The organism is Mycobacterium asiaticum DSM 44297 (assembly GCF_000613245.1).
Lineage (GTDB): Bacteria > Actinomycetota > Actinomycetes > Mycobacteriales > Mycobacteriaceae > Mycobacterium > Mycobacterium asiaticum.
Map to the genome: position 1 here is coordinate 245,405 of NZ_HG964937.1, position 25,699 is coordinate 271,103.

At 66.4% G+C, this 25,699-nt stretch carries 27 protein-coding genes, 1 tRNA gene and 1 pseudogene; 16 read left to right on the forward strand and 13 right to left on the reverse strand.

All coding sequences use genetic code 11. The features are described from left to right. Window positions 1–101 precede the first annotated feature (101 nt). The 5 genes from BN972_RS11655 to BN972_RS11675 form a co-directional block, all read right to left on the reverse strand. A complete protein-coding gene (locus tag BN972_RS11655; RefSeq protein ID WP_235192438.1) occupies window positions 102–1,268 on the reverse strand; it encodes an SPFH domain-containing protein in 1,167 nt (388 codons plus the stop codon). Window positions 1,269–1,371: 103 nt separating this feature from the next. Further along, window positions 1,372–1,950 (reverse strand): alpha/beta fold hydrolase, encoded by a 579-nt coding sequence (locus BN972_RS11660; RefSeq protein WP_158497694.1) that lies wholly within the window; start codon window positions 1,948–1,950, stop codon window positions 1,372–1,374. Window positions 1,951–2,227: 277 nt separating this feature from the next. Further along, window positions 2,228–2,947 carry a DUF998 domain-containing protein gene (locus BN972_RS11665; protein ID WP_051545387.1) on the reverse strand — a complete coding sequence of 240 codons (720 nt, stop codon included), beginning with the start codon at window positions 2,945–2,947 and terminating at the stop codon, window positions 2,228–2,230. Between the two features lie 35 nt (window positions 2,948–2,982). Next, window positions 2,983–3,972 (reverse strand): alpha/beta fold hydrolase, encoded by a 990-nt coding sequence (locus BN972_RS11670; RefSeq protein WP_051545389.1) that lies wholly within the window; start codon window positions 3,970–3,972, stop codon window positions 2,983–2,985. A gap of 100 nt (window positions 3,973–4,072) precedes the next feature. After that, on the reverse strand, window positions 4,073–4,474 hold the full coding sequence (locus BN972_RS11675) for a hypothetical protein (RefSeq protein WP_142277093.1): 402 nt from the start codon (window positions 4,472–4,474) through the stop codon (window positions 4,073–4,075). 298 nt (window positions 4,475–4,772) lie between these two features. Between BN972_RS11675 and BN972_RS11680 the strand changes: the two genes are divergently transcribed. Then, complete coding sequence (locus tag BN972_RS11680; protein ID WP_036357805.1) at window positions 4,773–6,422, forward strand: alkaline phosphatase D family protein; 1,650 nt, start codon at window positions 4,773–4,775, stop codon at window positions 6,420–6,422. Between the two features lie 31 nt (window positions 6,423–6,453). After that, the gene (locus BN972_RS11685; RefSeq protein ID WP_235192439.1) at window positions 6,454–6,936 is read left to right on the forward strand and encodes a MarR family winged helix-turn-helix transcriptional regulator; all 483 of its coding nucleotides are present in this window, start codon (window positions 6,454–6,456) and stop codon (window positions 6,934–6,936) included. A 1-nt stretch (window position 6,937) separates the two neighbouring features. On the opposite strand, the gene BN972_RS11690 is transcribed toward BN972_RS11685, so the two are convergent. The 6 genes from BN972_RS11690 to BN972_RS11715 all read right to left on the reverse strand — a co-directional run bounded on the left by BN972_RS11690 (window position 6,938) and on the right by BN972_RS11715 (window position 10,132). Next, window positions 6,938–7,684: an SDR family NAD(P)-dependent oxidoreductase gene (locus BN972_RS11690; RefSeq protein ID WP_036357810.1), complete on the reverse strand. Its 747-nt coding sequence runs from the start codon at window positions 7,682–7,684 to the stop codon at window positions 6,938–6,940. Window positions 7,685–7,776: 92 nt separating this feature from the next. Further along, the gene (locus tag BN972_RS11695) at window positions 7,777–8,163 is read right to left on the reverse strand and encodes a hypothetical protein (RefSeq protein WP_142277092.1); all 387 of its coding nucleotides are present in this window, start codon (window positions 8,161–8,163) and stop codon (window positions 7,777–7,779) included. A 46-nt stretch (window positions 8,164–8,209) separates the two neighbouring features. Further along, complete coding sequence (locus tag BN972_RS11700; RefSeq protein WP_036360697.1) at window positions 8,210–8,551, reverse strand: DUF3703 domain-containing protein; 342 nt, start codon at window positions 8,549–8,551, stop codon at window positions 8,210–8,212. Window positions 8,552–8,568: 17 nt separating this feature from the next. Beyond that, a complete protein-coding gene (locus BN972_RS11705; RefSeq protein WP_036357816.1) occupies window positions 8,569–8,871 on the reverse strand; it encodes an ArsR/SmtB family transcription factor in 303 nt (100 codons plus the stop codon). Window positions 8,872–8,940: 69 nt separating this feature from the next. Further along, a complete protein-coding gene (locus tag BN972_RS11710; RefSeq protein WP_036357819.1) occupies window positions 8,941–9,465 on the reverse strand; it encodes an Rv2253/PknI dimerization domain-containing protein in 525 nt (174 codons plus the stop codon). A 76-nt stretch (window positions 9,466–9,541) separates the two neighbouring features. Continuing rightward, window positions 9,542–10,132, reverse strand: a complete 591-nt coding sequence (locus tag BN972_RS11715; protein WP_036357822.1) for a deaminase — start codon at window positions 10,130–10,132, stop codon at window positions 9,542–9,544. 191 nt (window positions 10,133–10,323) lie between these two features. Here BN972_RS11715 and BN972_RS11720 point away from each other — a divergent pair, with 191 nt between their 5' ends. From BN972_RS11720 to BN972_RS11735, 4 genes are all read left to right on the forward strand, one after another. Further along, window positions 10,324–11,166, forward strand: coding sequence for a virginiamycin B lyase family protein (locus BN972_RS11720; protein WP_425320240.1), 843 nt, complete (start codon window positions 10,324–10,326; stop codon window positions 11,164–11,166). Between the two features lie 195 nt (window positions 11,167–11,361). Further along, the gene (locus BN972_RS11725; protein ID WP_036357827.1) at window positions 11,362–11,913 is read left to right on the forward strand and encodes an MPT63 family protein; all 552 of its coding nucleotides are present in this window, start codon (window positions 11,362–11,364) and stop codon (window positions 11,911–11,913) included. Window positions 11,914–12,012: 99 nt separating this feature from the next. Further along, window positions 12,013–12,600, forward strand: a complete 588-nt coding sequence (locus tag BN972_RS11730) for a GNAT family N-acetyltransferase (protein ID WP_036357831.1) — start codon at window positions 12,013–12,015, stop codon at window positions 12,598–12,600. Between the two features lie 113 nt (window positions 12,601–12,713). Next, entirely contained in the window at window positions 12,714–13,019 is a 306-nt protein-coding gene (locus BN972_RS11735) for a hypothetical protein (RefSeq protein ID WP_036357835.1), read from the forward strand. Here the strand turns inward: BN972_RS11735 and rimI are convergent. Together rimI and BN972_RS11745 are read right to left on the reverse strand one after the other, a co-directional pair. Beyond that, window positions 13,016–13,507, reverse strand: coding sequence for a ribosomal protein S18-alanine N-acetyltransferase (rimI, locus tag BN972_RS11740; protein WP_036357838.1), 492 nt, complete (start codon window positions 13,505–13,507; stop codon window positions 13,016–13,018). The two genes, BN972_RS11735 and rimI, sit on opposite strands and share 4 nt — an antisense overlap. Window positions 13,508–13,810: 303 nt before the next feature. Next, window positions 13,811–13,883, reverse strand: a tRNA-Arg gene (locus BN972_RS11745). Between the two features lie 124 nt (window positions 13,884–14,007). Here BN972_RS11745 and argS point away from each other — a divergent pair. The 10 genes and pseudogenes from argS to BN972_RS11795 all read left to right on the forward strand — a co-directional run bounded on the left by argS (window position 14,008) and on the right by BN972_RS11795 (window position 25,611). Further along, the gene (gene argS / locus BN972_RS11750; RefSeq protein WP_036357841.1) at window positions 14,008–15,660 is read left to right on the forward strand and encodes an arginine--tRNA ligase; all 1,653 of its coding nucleotides are present in this window, start codon (window positions 14,008–14,010) and stop codon (window positions 15,658–15,660) included. Then, window positions 15,657–17,075: a diaminopimelate decarboxylase gene (gene lysA, locus BN972_RS11755; protein WP_036357844.1), complete on the forward strand. Its 1,419-nt coding sequence runs from the start codon at window positions 15,657–15,659 to the stop codon at window positions 17,073–17,075. The genes argS and lysA overlap by 4 nt, the downstream gene beginning before the upstream one ends. Window positions 17,076–17,078: 3 nt before the next feature. Continuing rightward, window positions 17,079–18,404, forward strand: coding sequence for a homoserine dehydrogenase (locus BN972_RS11760; RefSeq protein WP_036357847.1), 1,326 nt, complete (start codon window positions 17,079–17,081; stop codon window positions 18,402–18,404). Further along, on the forward strand, window positions 18,401–19,483 hold the full coding sequence (thrC, locus tag BN972_RS11765; protein ID WP_036357850.1) for a threonine synthase: 1,083 nt from the start codon (window positions 18,401–18,403) through the stop codon (window positions 19,481–19,483). The genes BN972_RS11760 and thrC overlap by 4 nt, the downstream gene beginning before the upstream one ends. Continuing rightward, window positions 19,483–20,436 carry a homoserine kinase gene (thrB, locus tag BN972_RS11770; RefSeq protein WP_036357852.1) on the forward strand — a complete coding sequence of 318 codons (954 nt, stop codon included), beginning with the start codon at window positions 19,483–19,485 and terminating at the stop codon, window positions 20,434–20,436. Before thrC ends, thrB begins: the two co-directional genes overlap by 1 nt. Window positions 20,437–20,697: 261 nt before the next feature. Continuing rightward, window positions 20,698–22,633, forward strand: a pseudogene (gene rho / locus BN972_RS11775) (transcription termination factor Rho). Window positions 22,634–22,720: 87 nt separating this feature from the next. Next, the gene (gene rpmE, locus BN972_RS11780) at window positions 22,721–22,954 is read left to right on the forward strand and encodes a 50S ribosomal protein L31 (protein WP_036357855.1); all 234 of its coding nucleotides are present in this window, start codon (window positions 22,721–22,723) and stop codon (window positions 22,952–22,954) included. A 92-nt stretch (window positions 22,955–23,046) separates the two neighbouring features. Further along, window positions 23,047–24,120 (forward strand): peptide chain release factor 1, encoded by a 1,074-nt coding sequence (gene prfA, locus BN972_RS11785; protein ID WP_036357858.1) that lies wholly within the window; start codon window positions 23,047–23,049, stop codon window positions 24,118–24,120. After that, window positions 24,117–24,965, forward strand: a complete 849-nt coding sequence (gene prmC, locus BN972_RS11790) for a peptide chain release factor N(5)-glutamine methyltransferase (protein ID WP_036357861.1) — start codon at window positions 24,117–24,119, stop codon at window positions 24,963–24,965. The genes prfA and prmC overlap by 4 nt, the downstream gene beginning before the upstream one ends. Then, window positions 24,958–25,611 carry an L-threonylcarbamoyladenylate synthase gene (locus BN972_RS11795; protein ID WP_036357864.1) on the forward strand — a complete coding sequence of 218 codons (654 nt, stop codon included), beginning with the start codon at window positions 24,958–24,960 and terminating at the stop codon, window positions 25,609–25,611. The genes prmC and BN972_RS11795 overlap by 8 nt, the downstream gene beginning before the upstream one ends. The last annotated feature ends 88 nt before the right edge of the window (window positions 25,612–25,699 follow it).

Genomic DNA, 25,699 nt, shown 5'->3' on the forward strand with positions numbered 1-25,699 from the left:
CTGGCGGGGGACCGGGCTGGCGTCCTGGGGCAACGGCGGCGGCTGCGGCGGACCGGGCCGGCGGGGAAGCGGTGGCGGCTGCGGCGGCCCCGGATCGAAGGTCATTGCTGCGGCAACGGCGGAGGGGTGCCCGGCAGGGGCGGTGGTGTGCTGAACAGCGTTTGCAGCGCGGGCACGGTCGACGCCGGGGCCCAGTTCGGCATCCCTTCGGTCCACACCACCGTGTCCCGGGTGAGTTGCCCGCTTGCGACGAATTGTCGCAGCGCGTTGACGGGGTAGGGGCCGGCGGGCTGGCCGGCCTGCTCGAAATGGAAAAGCTGTTGTGGCGGTAATGGGGGAGGGGCGCCTTGCATCGGTGGCTGCGGTGACGCGAATTGTTGCGGTTGGGCGTAACCGCCCTGCGCCGCATTGGCCATCTGAGCGCCCAGGGCCACACCCAGGCCCGCCTGAATGGCCGAACCCGCGGCGCCGCCGCCCTCGTTCTGGGCCGCCGCCAACATCGCGTCCGCTTGACGGGCCCGCGCATAGCGGTCGAGGTCGCCGACGTTGTTGAGGAAGCTGCTCTCCTCCAGACCGCGCGCCACCCCGCGCGTCATCGCCTGCTGGATCTCCTCGGGCAGCGAGATCGTCATGGTGACCGCATCGATCCCGAGGCCGAACGCTTGCACGCGCTGGGCCACGAACTCACGCAGTCTGTCCGACAACTCGACTTGGCGGCCCTGTAGATCGATGGCGCCGACGCCGCTGCCCATCACCATGTCGTTGAACGCGAGAGCGATGTTGCGGCGGATCAGTTCGGTGATCTGATCCATGTCGACCACACTCTGGGTGCCCAGCACCTGCCGCAGGAACGCGGTCGGGTCGGTCACCCGGACCACCGTGGTGCCGTTGGCGCGAACCTGCACCATCTTGAAGTCCGGGTCTCGCACAGTCACCGGTTGCGGTGTGCCCCAGCGTAAGTCGGGGTACGGCCGGGTGTTGACGTAGTACACCTCGGACCGGAACGGGCTGTTGAACCCGTACTTCCAACCCTGCAGCGTGCCCAGGATCGGCATGTTCTCACTGGTGAGGGTGTAGTGGCCGGGAGTGAACTGGTCGGCGAGCTGACCCCGGTAGACGAACATGGCGCGCTGGCCCTCGCGGACGATCAGTTGCGCCCCGTTCTTGATCTCGTTGTCATACCGCGGGAATCGCCACGCCAGGGTGGTGTTCGTATCGTCGAGCCATTCGATGATGTCGACGAACTCGCCTCGGATCATGTCCCGCATGCCCACGGTCGTGCCCCCTCCTCGGCCGACAACGGCCGCCACGTCGCCGTTGCTCAGCGAGCTCGAGCGCGGATATTTGGGCGAATCTTACGCGGCATCACCGCTACTGCGTGGGCTCAATTTGTCCGATCCGGCGGATCACCTCGGCGGTGGCCAGCGGCCGTTCGATCATGACGAGGTGTCCGGCGGGGGCGATGGTGACGTGCTCGGCGCCGAGCGCTGCGGCCAATCGGATCTGCTGCGTGCGCCAGCGATGGGTGCGCCAACCGGTGTGGGCGGTAACGACGATCCGCGGCACCGGCGGGAGCGGGTAGATGGCCCGCAGTGTGCACAGCTCGTCCGCGAGCTCGTGGTAGCCGAGGTATTCGGCAAGCACCGCCAGGGGAAATCCGGAGTCTGTTGCGGCACAGCGTATTTCGCGATGAGTTTGGGTGTCGAGGCCGCCGGGTTGTCGCCGCTGCACCAGGTGAAGGCCCACCCGGCTCAGCGGCCGGCGCAGCCGCAGCGTGTCCAGCGCGCGCAGTACGGCGGTGGCGGCGGCGAGCTTGGTCGGTAGCGGCAGGGTGGGCAGCCATCGGCGGTCCGGGGCGATGCTGGAATCGAGCAGCAGCAATGCGCGGGTGCGGTGCGGATACAGCCGCGCGAAGGCTTCGGCGAAGAAGCCCCCGACCGAATGCCCCACCAGCACGCCTCATCGGGGCGCTGCACGGCGTCGAGCACGGCCGCGATCCGATCGGCTTCCGCCCGGACCGTGCGGCGGCCGCCCAAAGGCGGTGTCACCGCAGCGCCCGGCCGATCGAAGCGCACGACCGTGTGGTCGCCGGCAAGGCACGCCGCGGTGTCGCGCCAGTGCAGGGCGCGGCCTCCCAGGCCGCTGCACAGCACAACGACGGGACCGGTGTGTCCGTCGACCAGGATCCGCGTCCGGTAGCCGCCGGTCTCGACCTCGACGCGGTCCGTCATGGGGTGGGCGCGCGGGCGGTGCGCAACGCGACATAGATCAGCCAGCCGGCGAACACTACAAGCTCGGCCCGCTGCGCGATCCCGACCACGCCGATGACGTCGGCGCTGTCGATCAGGATCGCGATCCCGGTCAGTATCGCGGATCCGATCAGTGCACCCAACATGAACCGCCCGATGCGACGAACTCGCGGCGGTGCTCCCTCGCGTGAATCGGCCAGCACGAATGCGAACAACGATGCGACCGCGGCGAAGAGCACGGTCCCGCTGCTGAACCAATGCAGCTGATGGCCGATGGGCACGGTGCGCGCGCCTTCCCGGGCTGCGCACACGGCGTCGGAACTGGGTGCGCATACGAGCCGCCACAGGGTGCTGTCCAGTACCGTCGCGGCGGCGAAGAGCACGAGCGCCCACCAGCCGCGGCGACTCCATCGCCCGCCGTGGACGCCTACCAGGGCGGCGGCGGCCGCGATGGCAAGGACCACTGCCGCCGCCAGATCGCAGGACCGAAACCACTCGGCGTACGGCTGATCGGCCGCGGCGAGTTCGCTGATGTAGAGATCGGGGTCGGGCAATGTGCGGGTGAAGACGACTTCCAATACCCAGTTCGAGTACAGGATGGCCCCGAGCACGGCGCCGACGACGGCGATCCAGCGCAGCAGCGCTGGGGCCTTGCGGCCGGTGTCCAGCGCCCGACGAGAGCGTTGCGGCACGGCCATAAAGACATCATGCCGCGCGCGAATCGCTGTTCGGGTTAGGCGAGGTCGCTGTCGGCCGGTGAGTACTCGGCGTATTGCGCGACGCCGGTCTGCAGCGCCTTGCGCACGAGCTCCGGGTCGGACTCGTAGGGTTCGGTCGAGTCGATGAACTGGTGGACGATCTGGACGAAGCGGTCCGGGTGGTCACCGTGCGGCATGTGGCCCGACTCGGGCAGGATCTCCAGCCGCGAGCCTGGGATCTGCCGGTGTGCCAGCCGAGCGTGGCTGGCCGGGATGATCAGGTCGTCCTCGCCCCAGATGATCTGCACGGGCAGGCCGTGCATCAGGTAGCTGCGGTCCAGCATGGTGACGTACTGGCCCTGGGTGTCGACGACGCCGCGCAGCGTGCGGGCGAAGGCCGACACGGCACCGGGCTTGCTGAGCCCGCCGACCAGGCGGGGCAGGCTGGCGACGTCGCGGGTGAATCGGGTCGAGCCCACCACGCTGCCGACGGCACGGCTGACGAGTCCCATCGCGGGCACCGCTCCCGGCAGCCTGAGCATGGACAGTGCCTCGGCGCCCAGCGGCATGGCGGCCAAGCGCAGCGCGATGCTCACGTCCTTGGTGACACCGCCGGCGCTGACCAGGACGACGCGCTCGACGAACTGTGGGTACTGGTAGGCGAACTGTGCGGCGACGCCACCGCCCAGGGAATGCCCGACCAGCGTGACGCGGTCGATCTCGAGCGCGGTGAGCAGGTCGCGCAGACCGTTGGCGAAGGAGGCCAGCGAGTAGTCGGCGCGGGGCTTGTCCGACTCGCCGTGCCCCAGCATGTCAGGGGCGATGACGGTGAAGCGCTGGGCAAGCTTGGCGTGCACGGGTTCCCACGTGGTGGAGCTGTCGCCCACGCCGTGCAGCAGCACGATGACCGGACCGGAGCCCGCGATGCGGAAGGCGCGGCGGTGGCCGTGGATCGTGCGGAACTGCAGCTTCGGTGCCGTGACGTCGCGTACCGGCCGCAGGTGCCGGCGTGATTGGTTCGCCATGATGTCCCTCTCCCCTTTGGTCTCCTCCGCCGAAGCGGGGTGTTGAGAACCAGATTGCAGGGGAGTCCTTGGGGACTTCTTGGAGAATTCTTGACGGTTGCTAGCTGATGCGGCTGAGCGTGAATGAGGTCCGTGGGTTCGGAATTCCGCAGGGTGACGGGCTGTCCAGGAAATCGACCCCGCCGTTCAAGGTGACCGGGTCCCACCATTGCCGAACCGTCACCGGCCAGGTGCCGCCGCTCCACAACGAGCCGTTGTCGCCGAGCTGGTATGGCGGGCATGTCACGCCGTCGGGCACGCTGCGCGTGACGGTGTGCCGGCCATTGACCAGAGGAGCGGTGAACCCGTGCCCGGGCGCGGTCGTGACATGTGCGACGCAGTCCGGTGCGCACGTCGTGGTGATGGTCCAGGTCGCGGCCACGCCGTCGGATTCGGTGTACGCGTAGACGCCCTGCATTTTCGGTACTTCGGCGCCGGCCACTGGCAGCGCTGGACTGAACAAAACCCCTGATGCTAGTGCAACCACCGCAAGTACTGCATTTCTGAACATGTCGCTGCCTCACGCCAAAATTTCATTGCCCATGGGCAATGTAGCCAAAGTGTATCGGCAAAATCGCAGCTTACTCGCCTTGTCTGAGTGTTCATAGCGAATACCTACAGGGGTTCGGCAGATTTCAATCAGGCTGCGCGAAAACTCAGCGACCGGCACCCATCGCTGCGTTGTCGTGCGTTGTCGCTACGTTCCCCGGATTAGGTCCGGACGCTTCCGAGCGACGGAAGGTACCCATAAGGTGAGTTTGATGGGGTTAGTCCTTGGTCCGGCGTTGCGGCACGTCTCGGATACGACGGCGTTGATCTGGGTGCAGACCGAAGGCCCGGGCACCGTCGAGATTCTCGGCTGTTCGACGCCGACCTTCGAGGTGCAGGGCTTCCACTTCGCCCTCGTCCTGGTGACGGGTCTGGCCCCCGACAGTGTGACCGAGTACCACGTGCGGGTCGACGGCCGCACCGTGTGGCCACTGGAGGATCCAGAGTTCGCGAAGTTCCCCCCGAGTGTGATCCGGACCCGTGGCCCTGGCGGCGCCGATCGGGTGCGGGCGATCTTCGGCTCGTGCCGCTACCCGAAGACCGATGACAAGAGGCTCGAGGCCAAGCTGAAGCTCGACGCGTTGGATTGCTATGCGGGGCGGATGGCCGGCCTACCGATCCAGGAGTGGCCCGATGCGGCGATCATGCTCGGCGACCAGCTCTATGCCGACGAATTGCCGCCCGACGAGCAGCGTCGGGTGGCCGACCGCCGGATGCGCCGGAACAGGCGCGGCCGCCGCCCACCGGACGAGGTGGTCAGTTTCGGCGAGTACGAACGGCTGTATCGCCATTCATGGGGCGACCCCGAAATCCGATGGCTCATGTCAACGGTGCCGACCGCCATGATCTTCGACGATCACGACATCCGCGACGATTGGAACACCTCGGCTCCGTGGCGGGCCGAAATGGTGAAGGTCCCGTGGTGGCGTGAGCGGATCAAGGCGGGGTTGGCGTCGTATTGGGTGTATCAACACCTGGGCAACCTGAGTCCCGAGGACCTGGCTGGCGACCAAGACGTTCAGCGCCTGCTCGCCGCCGACGGCGACGCCTGGCCGATCCTCGCCGAACTGGCCGAGCGAGCGGACCGAGAAGTCGACTCGCACAAGGGAGTTCGCTTCAGCTACCGCTGGGAGCTGGGCCGCACCCGGCTGATCATGATCGACTCGCGCAACGGTCGCATCCTGGAGCATGGCGAGCGCATGATGATCGGCGACGAGGAATTCACCTGGGTGGAGTCCAATGCCGAGGAACACCCGGATCGCTACGACCACCTGATGCTGGCGTCGTCGGTGCCGTGGTTGATGCCACCGGCCATCGGCGACCTGGAGTCGCTCAACGAGTACGCGGCGGACCGCCCCGGCCGGCGGGGCCGGTTCGCCGAAAAGATCCGCCAGGAGGTGGATTTCGAGCATTGGCCGGCGTTCCGCAGGTCGTTCGTGCGGCTGGGTCAGATGATCGCCCGGATCGCAAATCATCCCCAAGGCCCGGCAACCATCAGCGTGCTGTCCGGCGATGTCCACCACAGTTACGCCGCGCGCGCCGAACTCGAAGGAGTGGAACCGGACGCAGCGACCGTGCACCAGCTGGTGTGTTCGCCCGTGCACAACTACGTGCCGCTGTTCATCAAACCGGCTTTCATGCTCGGCTGGACTCGACCCGCCGCCGCTTTCGCCCGGTGGTGGTTGCGCAGGCAGGGTATTCCGTCGCCGCCGATGAGGTGGGCCAACGTCTGCGGACCCCTGTTCGGCAATACCATCGCGACGCTGGAGATCCACGGCCGCAAGGCGGTGGTGATCTTCGAACAGCCCCGGGGGACATCGGCTTTGGCCGAAGTGGGCCGGGTCTCGCTGAATGCGAACTGACTCGGGCAGCTCGTCCACGGATTCCGGCCGCATGAGCCGGCTGCAACAAGAGGCGTGGTTGAGCTACATGCGGGTCTACCATCGCCTCGAGTACGAGATGAACCGGCAACTCCAACTTGAATGCGGCTTGTCGCTCAGCGACTACACCGTGCTGAACGCCCTGTCCAATGCGCCCGGGCTCCGTGCCCAGCTGTCCAGCCTGGCGACGGTCATCGGCTGGGAGCGCAGCCGGCTGTCACACCACCTGCAGCGGATGAGCCGACGCGGTCTGGTTGATCGCGTTGCCTCGGACAGTGATCGGCGCGGCACGGACGTGGTGCTGACTTCACAAGGTGAAGACGAACTCGTCAGGGCCGCCCCCAAACACGCTGCTCACGTGAAGCGGCTGTTCTTCGCCGGCATCGACATTGAACAGGAGCGTCAGCTCGCTGAGATACTGACCGCTGTTTACGAAACGATCCTGCGTGAAGGGGCCCTTCCCAAGCCTGATTTCGGGCCGCAGGCTTCCGAATAGCTCACACCTGTTCTGCGCCACCATCGACGAACAGCTCGGCGCCGGTCATGAAGCTGCTCTCCTCTGACGCCAGGAACAGAACCGCCGCGGCAATCTCGCTGGGATGTCCGAGCCGGCGCATCGGCACCTTGGCCGCTTCGGCATCGAGCAACTCTTGTTCAGACCCAGCGGGTGCGAGGCCCTTGAGGCCGGGTGTCTCCACCGGACCCGGGACGACGGTGTTCACCCGAATCCCGCGGTCGGCCAGTTCCGCGGCCCACGTCCGCCCGAACGAGCGGATCGCCGCCTTGCTGGCTGCGTAAAGGCTGAACGCGGGCGTCCCGTTGTATGCCGCCGTGGAGCCGGTCAGGACTATCGAGGCGCCGGGGTTCAGCAGCGGGAGCATCTTCTGCACGGTGAACAGTGTGCCGCCGACGTTGGTCGAGAAGGTGTCGTTGAAGTTCTCGACGGTGATGTCGCCCAGCGCTGCGAAGTTTCCGCCGCCGGCGTTCGCGACAACAACGTCAAGGCCGCGTCCGCGCTCCTGGATCGCTGCGGCCACGGCGTCGAGCTCCTCGGGCCGCGAGACATCGCTGCGCACCCCAGTAGCAGCTTCGCCGATGGAGGCGGTCGCCTCGTCGAGGACATCTTGGCGACGTCCGGTCAGGAACACGTGCGCTCCTTCGGCCGCCAGTCGCTGCGCGGTGGCCAGTCCGATGCCGGAAGTGCCGCCAGTGACCAAAGCCGTCTTGCCGTCCAATTGACCCATCATCGATTCCCTTCGTCGCTCGCATGTGCGGATGCACCCTGCAACATGCGTGACATGTCACCTATTCCGGGAATCGCGGTTTGGCGCGTCCGCTATCGACGCGACCACATTCTGCGGAGCCGGCCGCCGCGCTCGCCGCCCGAGCCCGCCGCCCCGCCGGACGTGTGCGCGGGTACGGTGTGCACGCTCACCGCCTCCAGGTAGTCGCATTCGACGATGACCTTGCGGAATCCGGCGCCATCGCCGGCCACGGCGCGGCGCTGATATTCCGTGAGCAGCTCGAGGGCTTGGGGTAGCACCGGCACCGGCAGGGTGTCCGAGCCGACCACCGCCCATCCTCGTGCGAACGGCGGCTCGGCGGCCGACATGAATTCGACGCGCACCCGCTGCCAGCCGACGGGTGCCGCATCGCGGACGTGATTGAGCGCGTCTTCGATCAGCGATCGGTCACCGGCGTCGCCGCGTTGCGTACCTGTCACGTTGACCACCTCATCGGAGTCGGGACGAAGGTCTGTGCCTCACAGGCTATCCGGCAAGGGCTTTGGCGAGGTCCGGCGGCATGGGCATCGGTGTCATGAGCCCGGCCGAGGTTCGGCCGGTATTGCCCTCGGGATATCTGCCGGTTAGTGATCCGGGAGCCGCCAAAACGATTCGGACCACCTGTCCGAAGGCTTCCCGTCGGTCGCGTTGGCGGATCGCGAGAATCAGCATCGCGATGTGGTTGTGGGTGTGTAGCCAGGGGTCCGGTTGCGAAAGGATGTGTGCGCGTTCGAGGTGATGCCAGCGGGCGTCGGCTGTCTGTGCGCCCTTGGCTGCCGCCATCTCATTGCGGTAGACGGCACGGGCTTGTGCGGTGATTCGGGACATCAGCATTCCTTGTCGCGTCACGTGCAGTTCGGATCAACCGCGAGCACCAGGCCCATCAAGTCGTCGAGCGCGTGACCGATCCGGGGGTCGGCGAGCTCGTAACGCATCCTGCGACCTTCCGGAACTGCGGCGACGAGGCCGCACCCGCGCAAGCAAGCCAGGTGATTCGACAGGATCTGGCGCGAGACGCCGATTTGGTCGGCCAACTGCGCCGGGTAACTGGGCTCACGGTTGAGTCTGAGCAGGATCCGGGTCCGGGTCGAGTCGGACAGCGCATGGCCGAAGCGTGCCAGCGCATCGATATGGCTTACCTGCAGCATGCGGCAATAGTACAAAAAATTCTGTATTCAGAAAACCATGTACTTTATGTGGCATTCCAGGATGCCCGTTTATGCGCTATTGGGGTCGGCCACCTGGACATCCGGGCCCACATCACCGACCCGCGTCGCGGTGAACGGAATGACGATGGGTGCGCAGGGCGCCTCCAATTGAGTGCTGACGCCCACAAAGGTTCCGTCGGCTTTCACTTGGAAGGAGAGAGTTTCGGTCCCCTGCTTGATCGTGTTGTTGCAGGTGAACATTTTCCACCTGGTCGCCACCCACTGGTCACGGTTCTCGCGGAAGACGAGCGCTCCTTCCTCGGGTGGTTGCAGCCAGGTGGGGCCGATCGAGGTGTCCCAGGCAGTCGCGACGCATCCGGAAGGTGGGCAGGCGGAGCGCATAGCGATCAATGTGGAGTGCGAACCTGTTGGCTTCGGCGCACCGTCGACCGTCTGCTTACTGCCGTCGAAGTCGAACCGGTACGTTCCATCGGCCAATGCCGAGGCTGACGCAACACCCGGTATCGCTAACGGGATTGCCGGGCCGAGGGCGACCGCGACGGCAGCCGCCAGGAGAACGCGAGAATTGGTCATAACGGCGGCTCTCAATCAATTCGCTATCAACCGATTGTCAGCCGGTGAGGGGGCCGTCGCAAGGGCTTTGCGCCAGTCAGTTGAACGGAATGTTGTTGCCGGTCTTGGCGAGTTGATATTGGTCAGAAAGCTCCGCGTAGCGGGCCCGGATTTGCTGCTCCCGCTGACGGAGCGATTCGCGTTCTTGCTGCGGTTCGGTGTTGACCAGTTCCGGAATCGAATACGCCGACCAGAAGGCGTTGCTCGCCCGGTAGTCGCCGTTTTCCACCCCGAACACTTCATTGAGGATCCGGAGGTCATGGGGAATACCAAACGCGTCCCGGGAATCCTCGTAGCTGAAGAAGTAGTAGAAGTTGTCGAATCCGGCCCAGGTGATGGCGGATAGGCACAGCGGGCACGGTTCGTGTGTGGATAGGAAGATCAAATCGCGCGTCGACGGCCGGTCCGGCATCTCGTAGAACTGGTTCAGCGTGCTGATCTCTCCGTGCAGCAGCGGATTGTTCGTCTCTGCGTTGGTGCCCGTGATGACGACCGACAGATCGGACTTTCGCAACAAGGCGGCGCCGAAGACCTTGTTGCCCTGCGCAACTCCCCGCGCGGTCATTGGCAGGATGTCGCGTTCCATAACATCGAGCAAGCGAGTCGCGGTTGCGGCGTTTTCCCGCATCGCGTCAGCGTATCGCTAAGGTGCCGCCTACCGAGGCCTTTCAGTAGGTTGGTCGGCAAAACGCCATGGCGAGTGCAACAGTCGAATCCGCGACGGGGGGTCGGTGGCTCAGTGATGCAAGCAGATAACGAACCGATGGGGCTCAGCAGAACCGCGACCGACTCGAGCCCTGGCTCGCTCGAGTGAACCGCATTCTCGAAGTCCCCGTGACGGGCGGGCCGTACGCGCTGACCGTAGGGCCCGACGGTGCAATGTGGGTGACGCTGGTGCACAGCGGTTCGATCGCTCGCGTGAGGAGCGATGGTGGCCTCGATGTGTATCCCGTTGCGCCGCAGAGTAAGCCGTCGATCATCGTCGCGGGACCGGACGGTGCATTGTGGTTTACCCGAACCGGTGACGACCGGATCGGGCGCATCAGCCTGGGCGGTGACCTGAGCGCCTTCGAATTGGCCAGTGGCAGTGCTCCTTTCGGCCTCGTAGCGGGGCCGGAGGGGGCGCTGTGGTTCACCGCGATGACGTCCGGTGTGGTGGGTCGGATCGACGTCGACGGGGCAGTGACGGAGGTGGCCGCCCCAGGCGGTACGCCGTCGATGATCGCCACCGGTCCCGACGGAGCGCTGTGGTTCACACTGAACCAGGCCAATGCCATCGGCCGACTGGAGCCGTCGGGCGACCTCATCATTCGCGACCTGCCGTCGCCGGGCGCCGGTCCAGTCGGCATAGCCGCCACACACGACGACGCGGTGTGGTTCACCGAGATCCTGGCCGACAAGCTCGGTCGCATCCCGATCGACGACGCCATCCAAGAACTCGATTTGCCGGGCAAACCGCACGCGGTGGTCGCCAATCCCACCGGCGGTGTCTGGGTGAGCTTGTGGGGGAGCGACCAGATCGCAGGTGTCAGCGCCGACGGTGAGGTCACGTTGATCGACCTGCCCGCGGGCAGCGAGCCGCACGGGCTGGCGATCGGACCCGACGGTGCGTTGTGGGTAGCGCTCGAGGCGGGATACGTCATGAGACTGCCCACGGTCTGACGGCAAGAATCAGTCAATCCCGTTGCTCGGCAGAACCATTCGATTTGACTTGTCGGATCCGCACCTGGCGACGCAATTTCCGAGGCAAAAAGGTTTGGGGCAGCTGCTTTTGGTTATGCCACTAAAGTGCGGTCCGCCCCGCCGACAATTGGGCGACCGCTCGAACAATCGCGGAGTAAATAAAAGGAGCCCATCGTGAGGTTCACCATCGCCACCCTCAAGGCGGTCATTTGTGCTGTGGGAATAGCTGCGGCAGCCGCATTCGGCGCAGGAGTCGCCTCTGCCGCGCCGCCGAATGTCCAGCCCTTCGGGTCGAGTCAACAGCTGATCAACGGGCCAATGACTATCACTTACACGGTGAGCAATCTGCAGCCCAGCACTGTCGCAATTCCGGGTTACACCCCTAAGGGCACCCTCTACCAGGCGGACATCACCGCCAGGTCGGACGCCGGCACGGTCACGCCGATGGTCAAGAACTTCAGCGCCCGCGGACCCAACGGTCAGACCTACAAGCTGATCGACAAGGCACAGGTCCCAGGAGGCCTGAACCCGGCGCCCATCCCGCAAGGCAGCGAATCGACCGGCACGCTCTACTTCGACGTGACGGGTGCCCCGGCCAACGGTGTCGTCTACAACGACGGGCTCCAGGACATCCTCATCTGGACTTCGAATATCCCGGAGGGCGCGACCCCAAGCGAGTCGCCGTCTAACCCGGTGCCGGGTGGGCTTCCCGCTCCGGCGAGTTAACCCGCTCCAAAAGGCTCCCCGCGCCACAGCAGTGGCGCGGGGAGTTTCCAGCGGTGTGAGCCGCTGTTTCATCGGACGAACCGTGCGTATCGTCAGCGCATGAGAACTTCGGAGGCTAGCCGAGTAACTCCGACTACCGACGAGCGCAGCGCGATCGCCACTCTTACGATCGCGTTCAGCAGCGATCCCGTCGCCCGCTGGTTTCTGCCTGATGCAAGTCGCTACTTGACGTACTGGCCGCAATTCGTGAGTGCTCTGGCCGGGAATGCCTTCGTGGCCGGCACTGCCGACTCGGTCAGTGACTGCGCAGGAGTGGCCCTGTGGCTGCCACCCGACGTCGGTTCGGACGACGAGGCGATGGCGTCCATTGCGGTAGAGGCCGTACCGGACCACAACCAGGAAGAAGTCTTTGGCGTCTTGGGGCAGATGGGCGAATACCACCCAACGGAACGACACTGGTACCTCCCTCTGATCGGCGTCGACGCGCCCAAGCTGGGCGGCGGCCTCGGCTCGGCGCTACTGCGGCACGCTGCGTCGCGCTGCGACCGTGACGGCTTGCCCGCCTACCTCGAAGCGACCGACCCTCGCAACAGGCGGCTCTACGCCGCGCACGGGTTTGAGGAGCTCGGCGTTATCCAAGCCGGCGGTTCGCCGCCAATCTGGCCGATGCTGCGCAAGCCGCGCTGAATTTGGGCGTGCTCCGGGAGTGCAAGCCAGTGCCGCGCTTTACCCCGATCGTTTGGGCGGCGCCGTTCCAAGGGTCTGAGGTCGACCGTCCTCCCAGGACTACCCTCATAGCGGTGACGACGGGCCAGGATTTTGACACGATTCCCGCTGCGGAGATCAAGCGCGACGACAACATCGAATTCCCTGCGGGCAATCCAGACGTGAAGTGGCACTTCGACGAGAACAGGGCATCGAGGCCGCCGTGCGACCAGCCGGGGGTGCAGTGGTATGTCGAGGAGCTGGGGGAACCTATGCTGGGCAGTCCGCTGGGCGATCTGTACAAATTCACCGTAAAAGAGGTCGGGGGTGCCGGCGCTGATGTCGAAGTCAAGATCAGGGGCCATGTGCCCGTTCGCCGCTACCGGCGGCAACTGGGCTAGGACGATTTTTGGGTGCTAACCCGGGGCTCGCGCCGCATCGTTAACGCGTCGACGCCGTTGTAGTACCCGGGGCGCAGGCCAACCTGGTCGAATCCCACATCGCGGTACATCGCGATGGCGGCTTCGTTGTCGTAGCGAACTTCCAGATATACGGTGCCGCCCGCGGCGAATTCCAGCAGCTCGTTCAACAGCCGGCGGCCGATGCCGTGTCCTTGGTGCGCCGGGTCCACACCGATATTGCGCACCTCGTAGAACGACACACCGGTGAAGCCCGTGGAGCCCAAACGCACGATGCCGCCGTAACCGATCAGCGTTCCGGCCGTGCGCGCGCTCACGAAATAACCGTCCGTGTTGGCCAGTTCGCGTTCGAATATGGCCGCCGACCAGGGCTCGTCGCGCGCGAACAGAACGGCGTCCAACTCGGCGCATCTGCTGACGTCCGACGGCAACAGCGCACCGATCACCACCGGCTCCACTGGCTCGGCCATCGGGCCACGACGGCCGCTGTGGCCCGATATCGAGGGACGAGGAGGGGGCTCAGGAAGCGGCTTCGGCATCGGATCGTCAGCGCTCGTCGAGGTCCCCTTCATGCTGACCGTGCAGCGAACCGGCCCGACCTGCTTGGACTTGCGATGCTACGCCAGCTGATCTCGTCCGTTATCCGGTTGGGCCGCAGAGCAAGCCGTCGATCACTGTTGCGGAACCCGGCGGCATACTGTGGCTCACCCGCACCGAGGTGCTTACCCGCTCGTTGGATGGCGATCCCGGCCGAGGCCGAATCAAACCACGAGTGCCCCCGGCAGGATTCGAACCTGCGGCCTTCTGCTCCGGAGGCAGACGCTCTATCCCCTGAGCTACGGGGGCGCACTCACTACTCGTCGCGCCATGGGGCTTGAACAGCCCCGCCAGACTAACGCATCCGGGTGATCGTCCGACCACCGGTAATGGATTCGGGGCGCGAGGCCCTCAGCCAATAGGATGGACGCTCGTGACCCCCGCCGACCTCGCCGAGCTGCTCAAAATCACCGCCACCGCGGTGCTGGCCGAGCATGACCTCGACGTGTCCGCGTTGCCTCAGACGGTCACCGTCGAACGCCCGCGCAACCCCGAGCACGGCGATTACGCCTCCAACCTGGCCCTGCAGCTCGGCAAAAAGGTCGGCGCCAACCCCCGTGAGCTGGCCGGATGGCTTGCCGAGGCGCTGACAAAGTCCGACGGCATCGCCAGTGCCGAGGTGGCTGGACCGGGCTTCATCAACATGCGGCTGGAGACCTCCGCCCAGGCCAAGATCGTCAACGACGTCCTCGACGCCGGCGACAGCTTCGGTCACTCCCAGCTGCTGGCCGGCCACCACGTCAACCTGGAGTTCGTCTCCGCCAACCCCACCGGGCCCATTCACATCGGCGGCACCCGGTGGGCCGCCGTCGGCGACGCGCTCGGCCGGCTCCTGACGACCCAGGGCGCCGACGTGGTCCGCGAGTACTACTTCAACGACCACGGCGCACAGATCGACCGCTTCGCTGACTCCCTGGTCGCCGCGGCCAAGGGCGAGCCGGCCCCGGAAGACGGGTATGCGGGCACCTACATCATCGACATCGCCGCACAGGTGTTGCAGAAATCACCCGACGCGCTGAGCCTGCCGCCGGCCGAAATGCGCGAGACGTTCCGCGAGATCGGCGTCGACCTGATGTTCGCCCACATCAAGGAGTCGTTGCACGAGTTCGGCACCGATTTCGACGTCTACACCCACGAAGACTCGATGCACACCAGCGGCCGCGTCGACGAGGCTATCGCGAAACTGCGTGAGAGCGGCAACATCTACGAAAAGGACGGCGCAACGTGGTTGCGCAGCAGCGCCTTCGGGGACGACAAAGACCGCGTCGTGATCAAGAGCGACGGCAAGCCGGCCTACGTCGCTGGTGACCTCGCCTACTACCTGGACAAGCGCGCCCGCGGTTTCGACCTGTGCATCTACATGCTGGGCGCCGACCACCACGGCTACATCGCGCGGCTCAAGGCCGCGGCCGCCGCATTCGGCGAGGATCCGGCCACCGTCGAGGTCCTCATCGGTCAGATGGTCAACCTGGTGCGCGACGGCCAACCGGTCCGGATGAGCAAACGGGCCGGCACCGTGATCACCCTCGACGACCTGGTCGAGGCCATCGGCGTGGACGCCGCCCGGTACAGCCTGATCCGATCCTCGGTGGACACCCCGATCGACATCGACCTGGCGCTGTGGTCCTCGGCGTCCAACGAAAACCCGGTCTACTACGTGCAATACGCGCACGCCCGGCTCTCGGCCCTAGCCCGCAACGCCGCCGAACTCGGCCTGATCCCCGACACCGGCCACCTCGAGCTGCTCAGCCACGACAAAGAGGGCACGCTGCTGCGCACCATCGGCGAGTTTCCGCGGGTGCTCAAAACCGCGGCGGCCCTACGCGAACCGCACCGGGTATGCCGTTACTTAGAGGACCTCGCCGGCGACTACCACCGGTTCTACGACTCGTGCCGGGTGCTGCCGCAAGGCGACGAGCAGCCTACCGACCTGCACACCGCACGGCTGGCGCTGTGTCAGGCCACCCGCCAGGTCATCGCCAACGGATTGGCCATCCTCGGAGTCACCGCCCCGGAGAGAATGTGAACGTCCATCCCGCCGGACCTCGGCACGCCGAGGACAGCCGGCACGTCAGCAGCCCGCCCCGCCCGCAATCGGTCGAGGAGCTGCTTCGGCTGGCTCCGAATGTCTGGCCGCGCAACACTGTTCGTGACGACACCGGGGTAGCAGCCATCGCCGGTGTCAAGCTCACGGAGCTGGCCGCCGAGTACGGGACGCCGCTGTTCGTCATCGACGAGGACGATTTCCGCTCGCGCTGCCAGGAGACGGCCGCCGCATTCGGTGGCGGGGTCCACGTGCACTATGCGGCCAAAGCCTTCCTGTGCAGCGAGATAGCCCGGTGGATCGAGCAGGAGGGGCTCTCGCTGGACGTCTGCACCGGCGGCGAGCTGGCCGTCGCGCTGCACGCGAACTTTCCACCCGAACGAATCACGTTGCACGGCAACAATAAATCGGTCGGCGAGCTCACCGCCGCGGTGAAAGCCGGCGTCGGCCATATCGTCTTGGACTCGATGCTCGAGATAGAGCGGCTGGACGCGATCGCGGCTGAGGCCGGGATCGTCCAGGACGTGCTGGTGCGTCTGACCGTCGGCGTGGAGGCGCACACCCACGAGTTCATCTCGACCGCCCACGAAGACCAGAAGTTCGGGCTATCGGTGGCCAGCGGCGCGGCGATGGCCGCGGTGCGACGGGTGTTCGCCGCCGATCACCTGAGACTGGTCGGTCTGCACAGCCACATCGGCTCGCAGATCTTCGACGTCGCGGGCTTCGAGATCGCCGCACACCGCGTCATCGGGCTGCTGGGTCAGATTGTCGAAGAATTCGGCGTCGATAAGACCACTCAGGTATCTACCATCGATCTCGGTGGGGGACTGGGCATCTCGTATCTGGCAGCCGATGATCCCCCACCGATCGCCGAGCTGGCGGCCAAGCTGAGCGCCATCGTCAGCAACGAGTCAGCCGCGGCCGGACTGCCGACGCCGAAGCTGGTGGTCGAACCCGGCCGCGCGATCGCCGGGCCGGGCACCATCACGCTGTACGAGGTCGGCACCGTCAAGGACGTCGATGTCAGTGCCAGTGCGCATCGCCGCTATGTCAGCGTCGACGGCGGGATGAGCGACAACATCCGCACCGCGCTGTACGACGCGCAGTACGATGCCCGGCTGGTCTCGCGCGTCAGTGATGCGCCCGCCACGCAGGCCCGCCTCGTCGGGAAGCATTGCGAGACCGGCGACATCATCGTGCGCGACACCTGGGTGCCCGACGACATTCGGCCCGGCGATCTGATTGCGGTGGCGGCCACCGGCGCCTACTGCTATTCGCTGTCGAGCCGCTACAACATGATCTGTCGCCCCGCCGTGGTAGCGGTGCGCGACGGGAAGTCCCGCTTGATCTTGCGTCGCGAGACAGTCGACGATCTGCTGAGTTTGGAGGTGAGGTGACCCGTGGCCGGTGACGAAAAGGCTATTGGTGTAGCGGTACTCGGGTTGGGTGTCGTCGGCAGCGAAGTCGTGCGCATCATCAATGAGAGCGCCGATGACCTGGCAGGCCGCATCGGCGCCCGGTTGAAGCTGCGCGGCATCGGGGTTCGTCGCGTGGCGGCGGACCGCGGCGTGCCGGAGGAACTGCTGACCGACGACATCGACGAACTCGTATCGCGCGACGATGTCGATATCGTCGTCGAGGTCATGGGCCCCGTGGAGCCCGCCCGCAAAGCGATCCTGTCCGCTCTCAAGCACGGCAAGTCCGTTGTCACCGCGAATAAGGCGCTGATGTCCATCGCCAGCGGGGAATTGGCGGCTGCCGCCGAAAGCGAAGCCGTGGACCTGTATTTTGAAGCCGCGGTGGCCGGAGCCATCCCGGTCATCCGGCCGCTGACCCAGTCACTGGCCGGTGACACGGTGCTGCGGGTGGCGGGCATCGTCAACGGCACCACCAACTACATCCTGTCCGAAATGGGCAGCACCGGCGCTGATTACGACACGGCCCTAGCCGACGCGAGCGCGCTGGGTTACGCCGAGGCTGACCCGACCGCCGACGTGGAAGGGTACGACGCGGCGGCCAAGGCGGCGATCCTGGCGTCGATCGCCTTCCACACCCGGGTGACCGCCGACGACGTGTACCGCGAAGGCATCACCAAGATCACCCCCGACGACTTCGAGTCGGCCAAGTCGTTGGGGTGCACCATCAAGTTGCTGTCCATCTGCGAACGCATCACCACAGATGAAGGGCAGCAACGTGTTTCGGCCCGTGTTTACCCGGCTCTGGTGCCGCTGTCGCATCCGCTCGCCTCGGTCAACGGGGCCTTCAACGCGGTAGTGGTCGAGGCCGCGGCCGCCGGCCGGCTGATGTTCTACGGCCAGGGGGCCGGTGGGGCGCCCACCGCTTCGGCGGTGACCGGCGACCTGGTGATGGCGGCGCGCAACCGGGTGCTCGGCAGCCGTGGCCCCCGCGAATCGAAGTACGCCCAACTGCCCATCGCGCCAATGGGTTTCATCGCGACCCGCTACTACGTCAGCATGAACGTCGCCGACAAGCCTGGCGTGTTGTCCGCGGTGGCAGCCGAATTCGGCAAGCGCGAGGTGAGCATCGCCGAAGTCCGCCAGGAAGGCGTGGTGGACCAAGGCGGCCAGCGGGTGGGCGCGCGAATCGTCGTGGTCACGCACCAGGCAACCGACGCCGCGCTGTCCGAAACCGTGGACGCGCTGGCCGACCTGGACGTCGTGCAGGGCGTGGAAAGCGTGCTGCGACTGGAAGGAACCGACCTATGAGCGCCCCGCGAACGGCCGTGCACCAACCCTGGCTGGGCCTGATCGCGGCATACCGGGACCGGTTGCCGGTCGGCGACGACTGGACGCCGGTCACCTTGTTCGAGGGCGGGACGCCGCTCATCCCGGCACCGCGGCTGTCCGAGCTGACCGGTTGCACCATCCATCTGAAGGTCGAGGGCCTCAACCCCACCGGCTCCTTCAAGGACCGGGGCATGACCATGGCCGTCACCGACGCGCTGGCCCGCGGCCAGCAGGCGGTGCTGTGCGCGTCCACCGGGAACACCTCGGCGTCGGCCGCGGCCTACGCGGCCCGGGCCGGGATCACCTGTGCCGTGCTGATTCCCCAGGGCAAGATCGCCATGGGAAAGCTGGCGCAGGCGGTCATGCACGGCGCAAAGATCATCCAGATCGACGGCAATTTCGACGATTGTCTGGAACTGGCCCGCAAGATGACCAACGACTTCCCGACGATTTCGCTGGTCAACTCGGTCAACCCGGTGCGCATCGAAGGCCAGAAGACGGCGGCCTTCGAGATCGCCGATGCGCTTGGCACCGCCCCCGACGTGCACGCGCTGCCCGTCGGCAACGCCGGCAACATCACCGCCTACTGGAAGGGCTATACCGAGTACCACCGCGACGGGCTGATCGACAAGCTGCCCCGCATGCTGGGCACGCAGGCGGCCGGCGCGGCGCCCCTGGTGCATGGGGAACCGGTGTCCAATCCCGAGACCATTGCCACCGCCATCCGCATCGGCGCCCCGGCGTCGTGGACCGCGGCGGTCGAGGCCCAGCAGCAGTCCAACGGGCGTTTCCTGGCCGCCACCGACGAGGAGATCCTGGCGGCATACCACCTGGTCGCCAGCGCCGAAGGGGTGTTCGTCGAACCGGCGTCGGCGGCCAGTATCGCGGGCCTGCTCAAGTCGATCGACGACGGTTGGGTGCAGCGAGGATCGACCGTGGTCTGCACGGTCACCGGTAACGGCCTCAAAGATCCGGATACCGCACTGAAGGACATGCCGAAGGTGTCCCCACTCCCGGTCGACCCGGTCCTGGTCGTCGAGCAGCTGGGCCTGCAATAGTGGTCGACGCCGCGACGGTCCTGCCCGCGGGCCTGGTGGCGAGTGCCGTGGTGTCGGCGTCCAGCGCCAACCTCGGCCCGGGATTCGACAGCCTCGGACTGGCATTGAGTCTGTGCGACGAGATCGTCGTGGAGACAACGGGTTCCGGTTTGGTGGTGGTCGTCGAGGGGGAGGGCGCCGGCCAGGTGCCGCTCGGTCCTGACCACCTTGTGGTGCGTGCCATCCAACGCGGACTGGATGCGGTCGGCTTACGCGCCGCCGGGCTGGTGGTCCGGTGCCGCAACGACGTTCCGCACTCTCGGGGGCTCGGTTCCTCGGCGGCGGCCGTGGTGAGCGGTCTCGCCGCCGTCAACGGCCTTGCGGTACAGACGGATTCGAAACCACTCAGCGACACCGAGCTGATCCAGCTGGCGTCGGAGTTCGAAGGCCATCCGGACAACGCCGCGGCCGCCGTGCTCGGGGGAGCGGTGGTTACCTGGGTCGACCGGCACGATGGCCGGCCAGACTATGCGGCGGTGTCACTGCCGTTGCATCCAGACATTCATTTGTTCGCTGCAATCCCCCAGGAGCGGTCGTTGACCGCCGAGACGCGAGTCCTGTTGCCGGCCCACGTCAGCCACGAGGATGCCCGGTTCAACGTCAGCCGCGTCGCGTTGCTGGTCGTTGCGCTCACCCAGCGACCGGACCTGCTGATGACCGCCACCGAAGACGTGCTCCATCAACCGCAACGTGCACCGGCGATGCCGTCTTCTGCGGAATATATGGGACTGCTGCGGCGTCTTAATGTGGCGACGGCGCTGTCCGGGGCTGGTCCTTCGCTGATCGTGCTGAGTACCGAGCCGGAACTGCCCGTCGAAGCGGTGGAATACGGAACCGCGAACGGATTCGCGATCAAGAAGATGACGGCCGGCGACGGAGTTCGCTGGAAGCCGGGAGTGACAGTCTCGGGTTGATCCCCAGGGTGCCGGTGGGTTGCTTGCTTCCCGCCAGGATGCGGGTTATCCTCGGACCCGTCCAGCAATTGCAGCATCTGCATCTGCATCCATACTGCGTTGACGCTAGGACAAACACCAATTCTTCTCGGACTTCGTCGCAGATCCTGGCGACCATCGTTTCAGAGTCGATTATTGGGCGCACTCGGCGAATCGCCTGGTTGCCTGTCCAATGCAGAAATCCCCGATTGACGTGATCAGGCGGGGCAAGAAAGGAAATCCGTGACTGATACGGACCTCATCACGGCTGGCGAAAGCACCGATTCCGAAAATCTGTCGGGCGCCGTGACCACACCAACTTCCGATGTCTCAGAGGCTGTCTCAGCGGCGAAAACCAACGCGCCGACGGGCTCACTGGCCACCATGGTGTTGCCCGAACTGCGCGCCCTGGCCAACCAAGCCGGCGTCAAGGGCACGTCGGGCATGCGGAAGAACGAGCTTATTGCCGCGATCCAGGAGATTCGCGGGCAGGCGAACGGCAAGCCGTCCGGCGACACGCCGACCGCCGAGGCCGTGAAAGCAGATACGCCGGCGCCGAACGAGCCGTCCGCACAGGAGGCTGCCGTCCCGGAGTCACAGGAGTCAAAGGCGCCGGAGCCAGCACAGGAGTCCGCCCCGGAATCCGCGGCGCAGGACACGCCGGACGGCTCGCCCAACGAGCCGCGTCGCCGGGAACGGCGAAGCGCCAACCGGCAGGCCGGTGCGGCCGAGCAGGGCAAGAGTGAGAGCTCCGAGAGTGCCGGCAAGTCTGACAAACCTGACGAGCAGCAACGAGGCGACCGGGAGCGCCGGACCGAGCGCGACGCCAAGTCCGACGAACGCTCGTCCGACTCGGGTAGCGACCAGGGCGGTGACCAGCAGGGCGGTGGCCAGCAGCGGGGCAACTCGAACCAGCAGGACGACGACGGCGAGGGCCGCGGCGGCCGGCGCGGACGCCGCTTCCGCGACCGCAGGCGCCGTGGTGAGCGGACCGGCGAAGGTGGCGGCGAAGCCGAACTGCGCGAGGACGACGTCGTCCAACCGGTGGCCGGCATCCTCGATGTGCTGGACAACTACGCCTTCGTGCGTACGTCCGGCTATTTGGCCGGCCCGCACGACGTCCTACGTGTCGATGAACATGGTGCGTAAGAACGGACTGCGCCGCGGTGACGCGGTAACCGGCGCCGTCCGGGTGCCCAAGGACGGCGAGCAGCCCAACCAGCGGCAGAAGTTCAACCCGCTGGTACGGCTGGACAGTGTCAACGGCGGACCGGTCGAAGACGCCAAGAAGCGTCCCGACTTCCAAAAGCTGACACCGTTGTACCCCAACCAGCGCTTGCGGCTGGAGACCACGCCCGACCGGCTGACCACCAGGGTCATCGACCTGATCATGCCGATCGGTAAAGGTCAGCGTGCGCTGATCGTGTCGCCGCCCAAGGCCGGTAAGACGACGATCCTGCAGGACATCGCGAACGCGATCACCCGCAACAACCCGGAATGCCATCTCATGGTCGTGCTCGTGGACGAGCGCCCGGAAGAGGTCACTGATATGCAGCGTTCGGTCAAGGGTGAGGTCATCGCCTCCACCTTCGATCGCCCGCCGTCCGATCACACCCAGGCAGCAGAACTGGCCATCGAGCGCGCCAAGCGGCTCGTGGAGCAGGGCAAGGACGTCGTGGTGCTGCTGGACTCGATCACCCGATTGGGCCGCGCCTACAACAACGCGTCACCCGCGTCGGGCCGGATCCTCTCCGGTGGTGTCGATTCCACCGCGCTGTACCCGCCCAAGCGCTTCCTGGGCGCTGCCCGCAACATCGAGGAAGGCGGGTCGCTGACCATCATCGCCACCGCGATGGTCGAGACCGGTTCCACCGGTGACACGGTGATCTTCGAGGAGTTCAAGGGCACCGGTAACGCGGAGCTCAAGCTCGACCGCAAGATCTCCGAGCGACGGGTGTTCCCCGCGGTCGACGTCAACCCCTCGGGTACCCGCAAGGACGAGCTGTTGCTCTCGCCCGACGAGTTCGGCATCGTGCACAAGCTGCGGCGCGTCTTGTCGGGGCTGGACTCGCACCAGGCCATCGACCTGCTGATGTCGCAGTTGCGTAAGACGAAGACGAACTATGAGTTCCTGGTGCAGGTGTCCAAGACGACACCGGGCAGCATGGACAACGATTAGCCCCCAGGAATATCGGCTTGCCTCCCGCTGTTTTGGGAGACAGTAGTTGACCTGGCATAATGGGCGCTCGACGACGAAGAGGACAGCATGAAAACTGACATTCATCCCGCCTACGAGGAGACCACCGTGGTCTGCGGTTGCGGGAACTCGTTCCAGACCCGCAGCACCAAGCCGGGCGGTCGGATTGTGGCCGAGGTCTGCTCGCAGTGCCACCCCTTCTACACCGGCAAGCAGAAGATCCTCGACAGCGGCGGCCGCGTTGCCCGCTTCGAGAAGCGCTACGGCAAGCGCAAGGCCGCCGCGGACGCCGCGGACAAGTAGCTGGCTTTCCGACGCCCGAACTGTGCATCATCCGCACAGGCCGGGCGTCGGTTCGCGTTCGGGGTAAGAGCTTCGCAGGTCGGAGGTGAGACATGACGCAGCCGGTGCAGACGATTGACGTCCTGCTCGCCGAGCACGCGGCGCTCGAACGCGCCCTGGCCGACCCCGAATTGCACAGCAGGCCTGACGAAGCCCGCAAGGCGGGCCGTCGATTCGCCCGCCTCGCTCCGATCGTTGCCACCCACCGCAAGCTGGTGTCCGCGCGTGACGACCTGGAGACCGCGCGTGAGCTGGCCGCCGACGACGACTCGTTCGCCGAGGAGGTCACCGAGCTCGAGGCCCGGGTCGCCGAGCTGGACTCCCAGCTCACCGACATGCTGGCCCCGCGCGACCCCCACGACCCCGACGACATCGTGCTGGAGGTGAAATCCGGTGAGGGTGGCGAGGAGTCGGCGTTGTTCGCCGCCGATCTGGCCCGGATGTACATCCGCTACGCCGAGCGGCACGGCTGGACTGTGACGGTGCTCGGCGAGACCACCTCGGACCTGGGCGGCTATAAGGACGCGACGTTGGCCATTGCGAGCAAAGGCGACTCGGCCGACGGCGTCTGGTCGCGGATGAAGTTCGAGGGCGGCGTGCACCGCGTGCAGCGCGTGCCGGTCACCGAATCTCAAGGGCGCGTCCATACTTCGGCGGCCGGGGTGCTGGTGTATCCGGAGCCCGAAGAGGTCGGCGAAGTGCAGATCGACGAATCGGATCTGCGCATCGACGTCTACCGCTCGTCAGGCAAGGGCGGCCAGGGCGTCAACACCACTGACTCCGCGGTGCGCATCACCCACCTGCCCACCGGGATCGTCGTCACCTGCCAGAACGAACGGTCCCAGCTGCAGAACAAGACCCGCGCGTTGCAGGTGCTGGCCGCGCGGCTGCAGGTCCTGGCCGAAGAGCAGGCCTTAGCCGACGCCTCGGCCGACCGCGCCAGCCAGATCCGTACGGTCGACCGCAGCGAACGCATCCGGACGTACAACTTCCCGGAAAACCGGATCACCGATCACCGGATCGGCTTCAAGTCGCACAACCTCGACCAGGTGCTCGACGGCGATCTCGATGCCCTCTTCGATGCGCTGAGCGCGGCGGATAAGCAATCCCGGCTGCAACAGGCATGACCTCCCTGCGTCGGGCGATCGACTCCGCGGCGGCGCGACTGGCCGAAGCCGGGATCGACTCCGCGCGCGTCGACGCCGAACAATTGGCCGCCCACCTGGTCGGCACCGAACGGGGCCGGCTGGCCCTACTCGAGCCGCCGCCCGAGGATTTTTTCGACCGCTTCCGCGATGCCGTCACCGCACGCTCGCAACGCGTGCCGTTGCAGCATCTGATCGGGACCGCCGCGTTCGGCCCGCTGCTGTTGCACGTCGGGCCCGGGGTGTTCATACCGCGTCCGGAGACCGAGTCATTGCTGGAATGGGCTGTCGCGCAACCGCTTCCGTCGCAGCCACGCATCGTCGACCTGTGCACCGGATCGGGTGCGCTGGCGATTGCACTAGCCCGGCACTGGCCGGCCGCCCGCGTCGTGGGCGTCGATGTCTCCGAGGAAGCGCTCGACTATGCGCGCCGCAATGCCGCGGGCACCGCTGTCGAACTGGTCCGGGCCGACGTGTGCACACCCGGCTTGCTCGCCGAACTCGACGGCCGCGTGGACCTGGTCGTCGCCAACCCGCCTTATGTGCCCGCCGATGCCGACGTGGAACCCGAAGTGGCGCAACATGATCCGCCGCGCGCGGTGTTCGGCGGCCCGGACGGGATGGCCGTGATACCCAGCGTGGTAGAGCTGGCTGCCCGCCTGCTGCGTCCCGGCGGGCTGTTCGCGGTGGAGCATGACGACAGCACGTCGGCTTTGACCGTGAAAGCTGTCGCCCAGACCGGGGGTTTCGACGACGTCATGGCGCGCAACGACCTGGCTGGACGGCCCCGATTCGTGACGGCTCAGAGGAGCGGCGCCCGTGTCTGACATCTTCGATTGCGCCGACCCCGACCAACGAGCCCGCGGGATCGCCGCCGCGGTCGGTGCGCTCAAGGCCGGCCGGCTGGTGGTCATGCCGACCGACACGGTCTACGGCATCGGAGCCGACGCGTTCGACAGCACCGCGGTAGACGCTTTACTTGCGGCCAAGGGCCGCGGTCGTGACATGCCCGTGGGCGTGCTCGTCGGCTCGTGGCACACCATCGAGGGACTGGTGTACGGCATGCCCGACGGCGCACGCGACTTGGTCCGTGCCTTCTGGCCCGGCGCGCTGAGCCTGGTGGTCACCCAAGCGCCCTCGCTGCGTTGGGATCTCGGGGACGCGCACGGCACGGTGATGCTGCGGATGCCGCTGCACCCGGTCGCCATCGAGCTGTTGCGCGAGGTTGGACCCATGGCGGTGTCGAGCGCCAATGTCTCGGGGCAGCCGGCGGCCGTCGACGCCGACGAGGCGCACAGGCAGCTCGGTGATCTCGTCGACGTCTACCTCGACGGTGGGCCCGCTGCCCAGCAAGCCGCTTCGACGATCGTGGACCTCAGCGGTAACGCCCCGCGCATCCTGCGCGAGGGGCCGGTGAGCGTCGAACGGGTCGCCGAGGTGCTCGGCGTGGACGCGGCCAGCCTCGTCGAGTAGCCGGCGTGCGCCGAACGTGGGGGATATGTACCTGCGCGCGGCGAATCGCGTACATAAGGCGCACGTTCGGCGCCGCAGCCACCGCGAG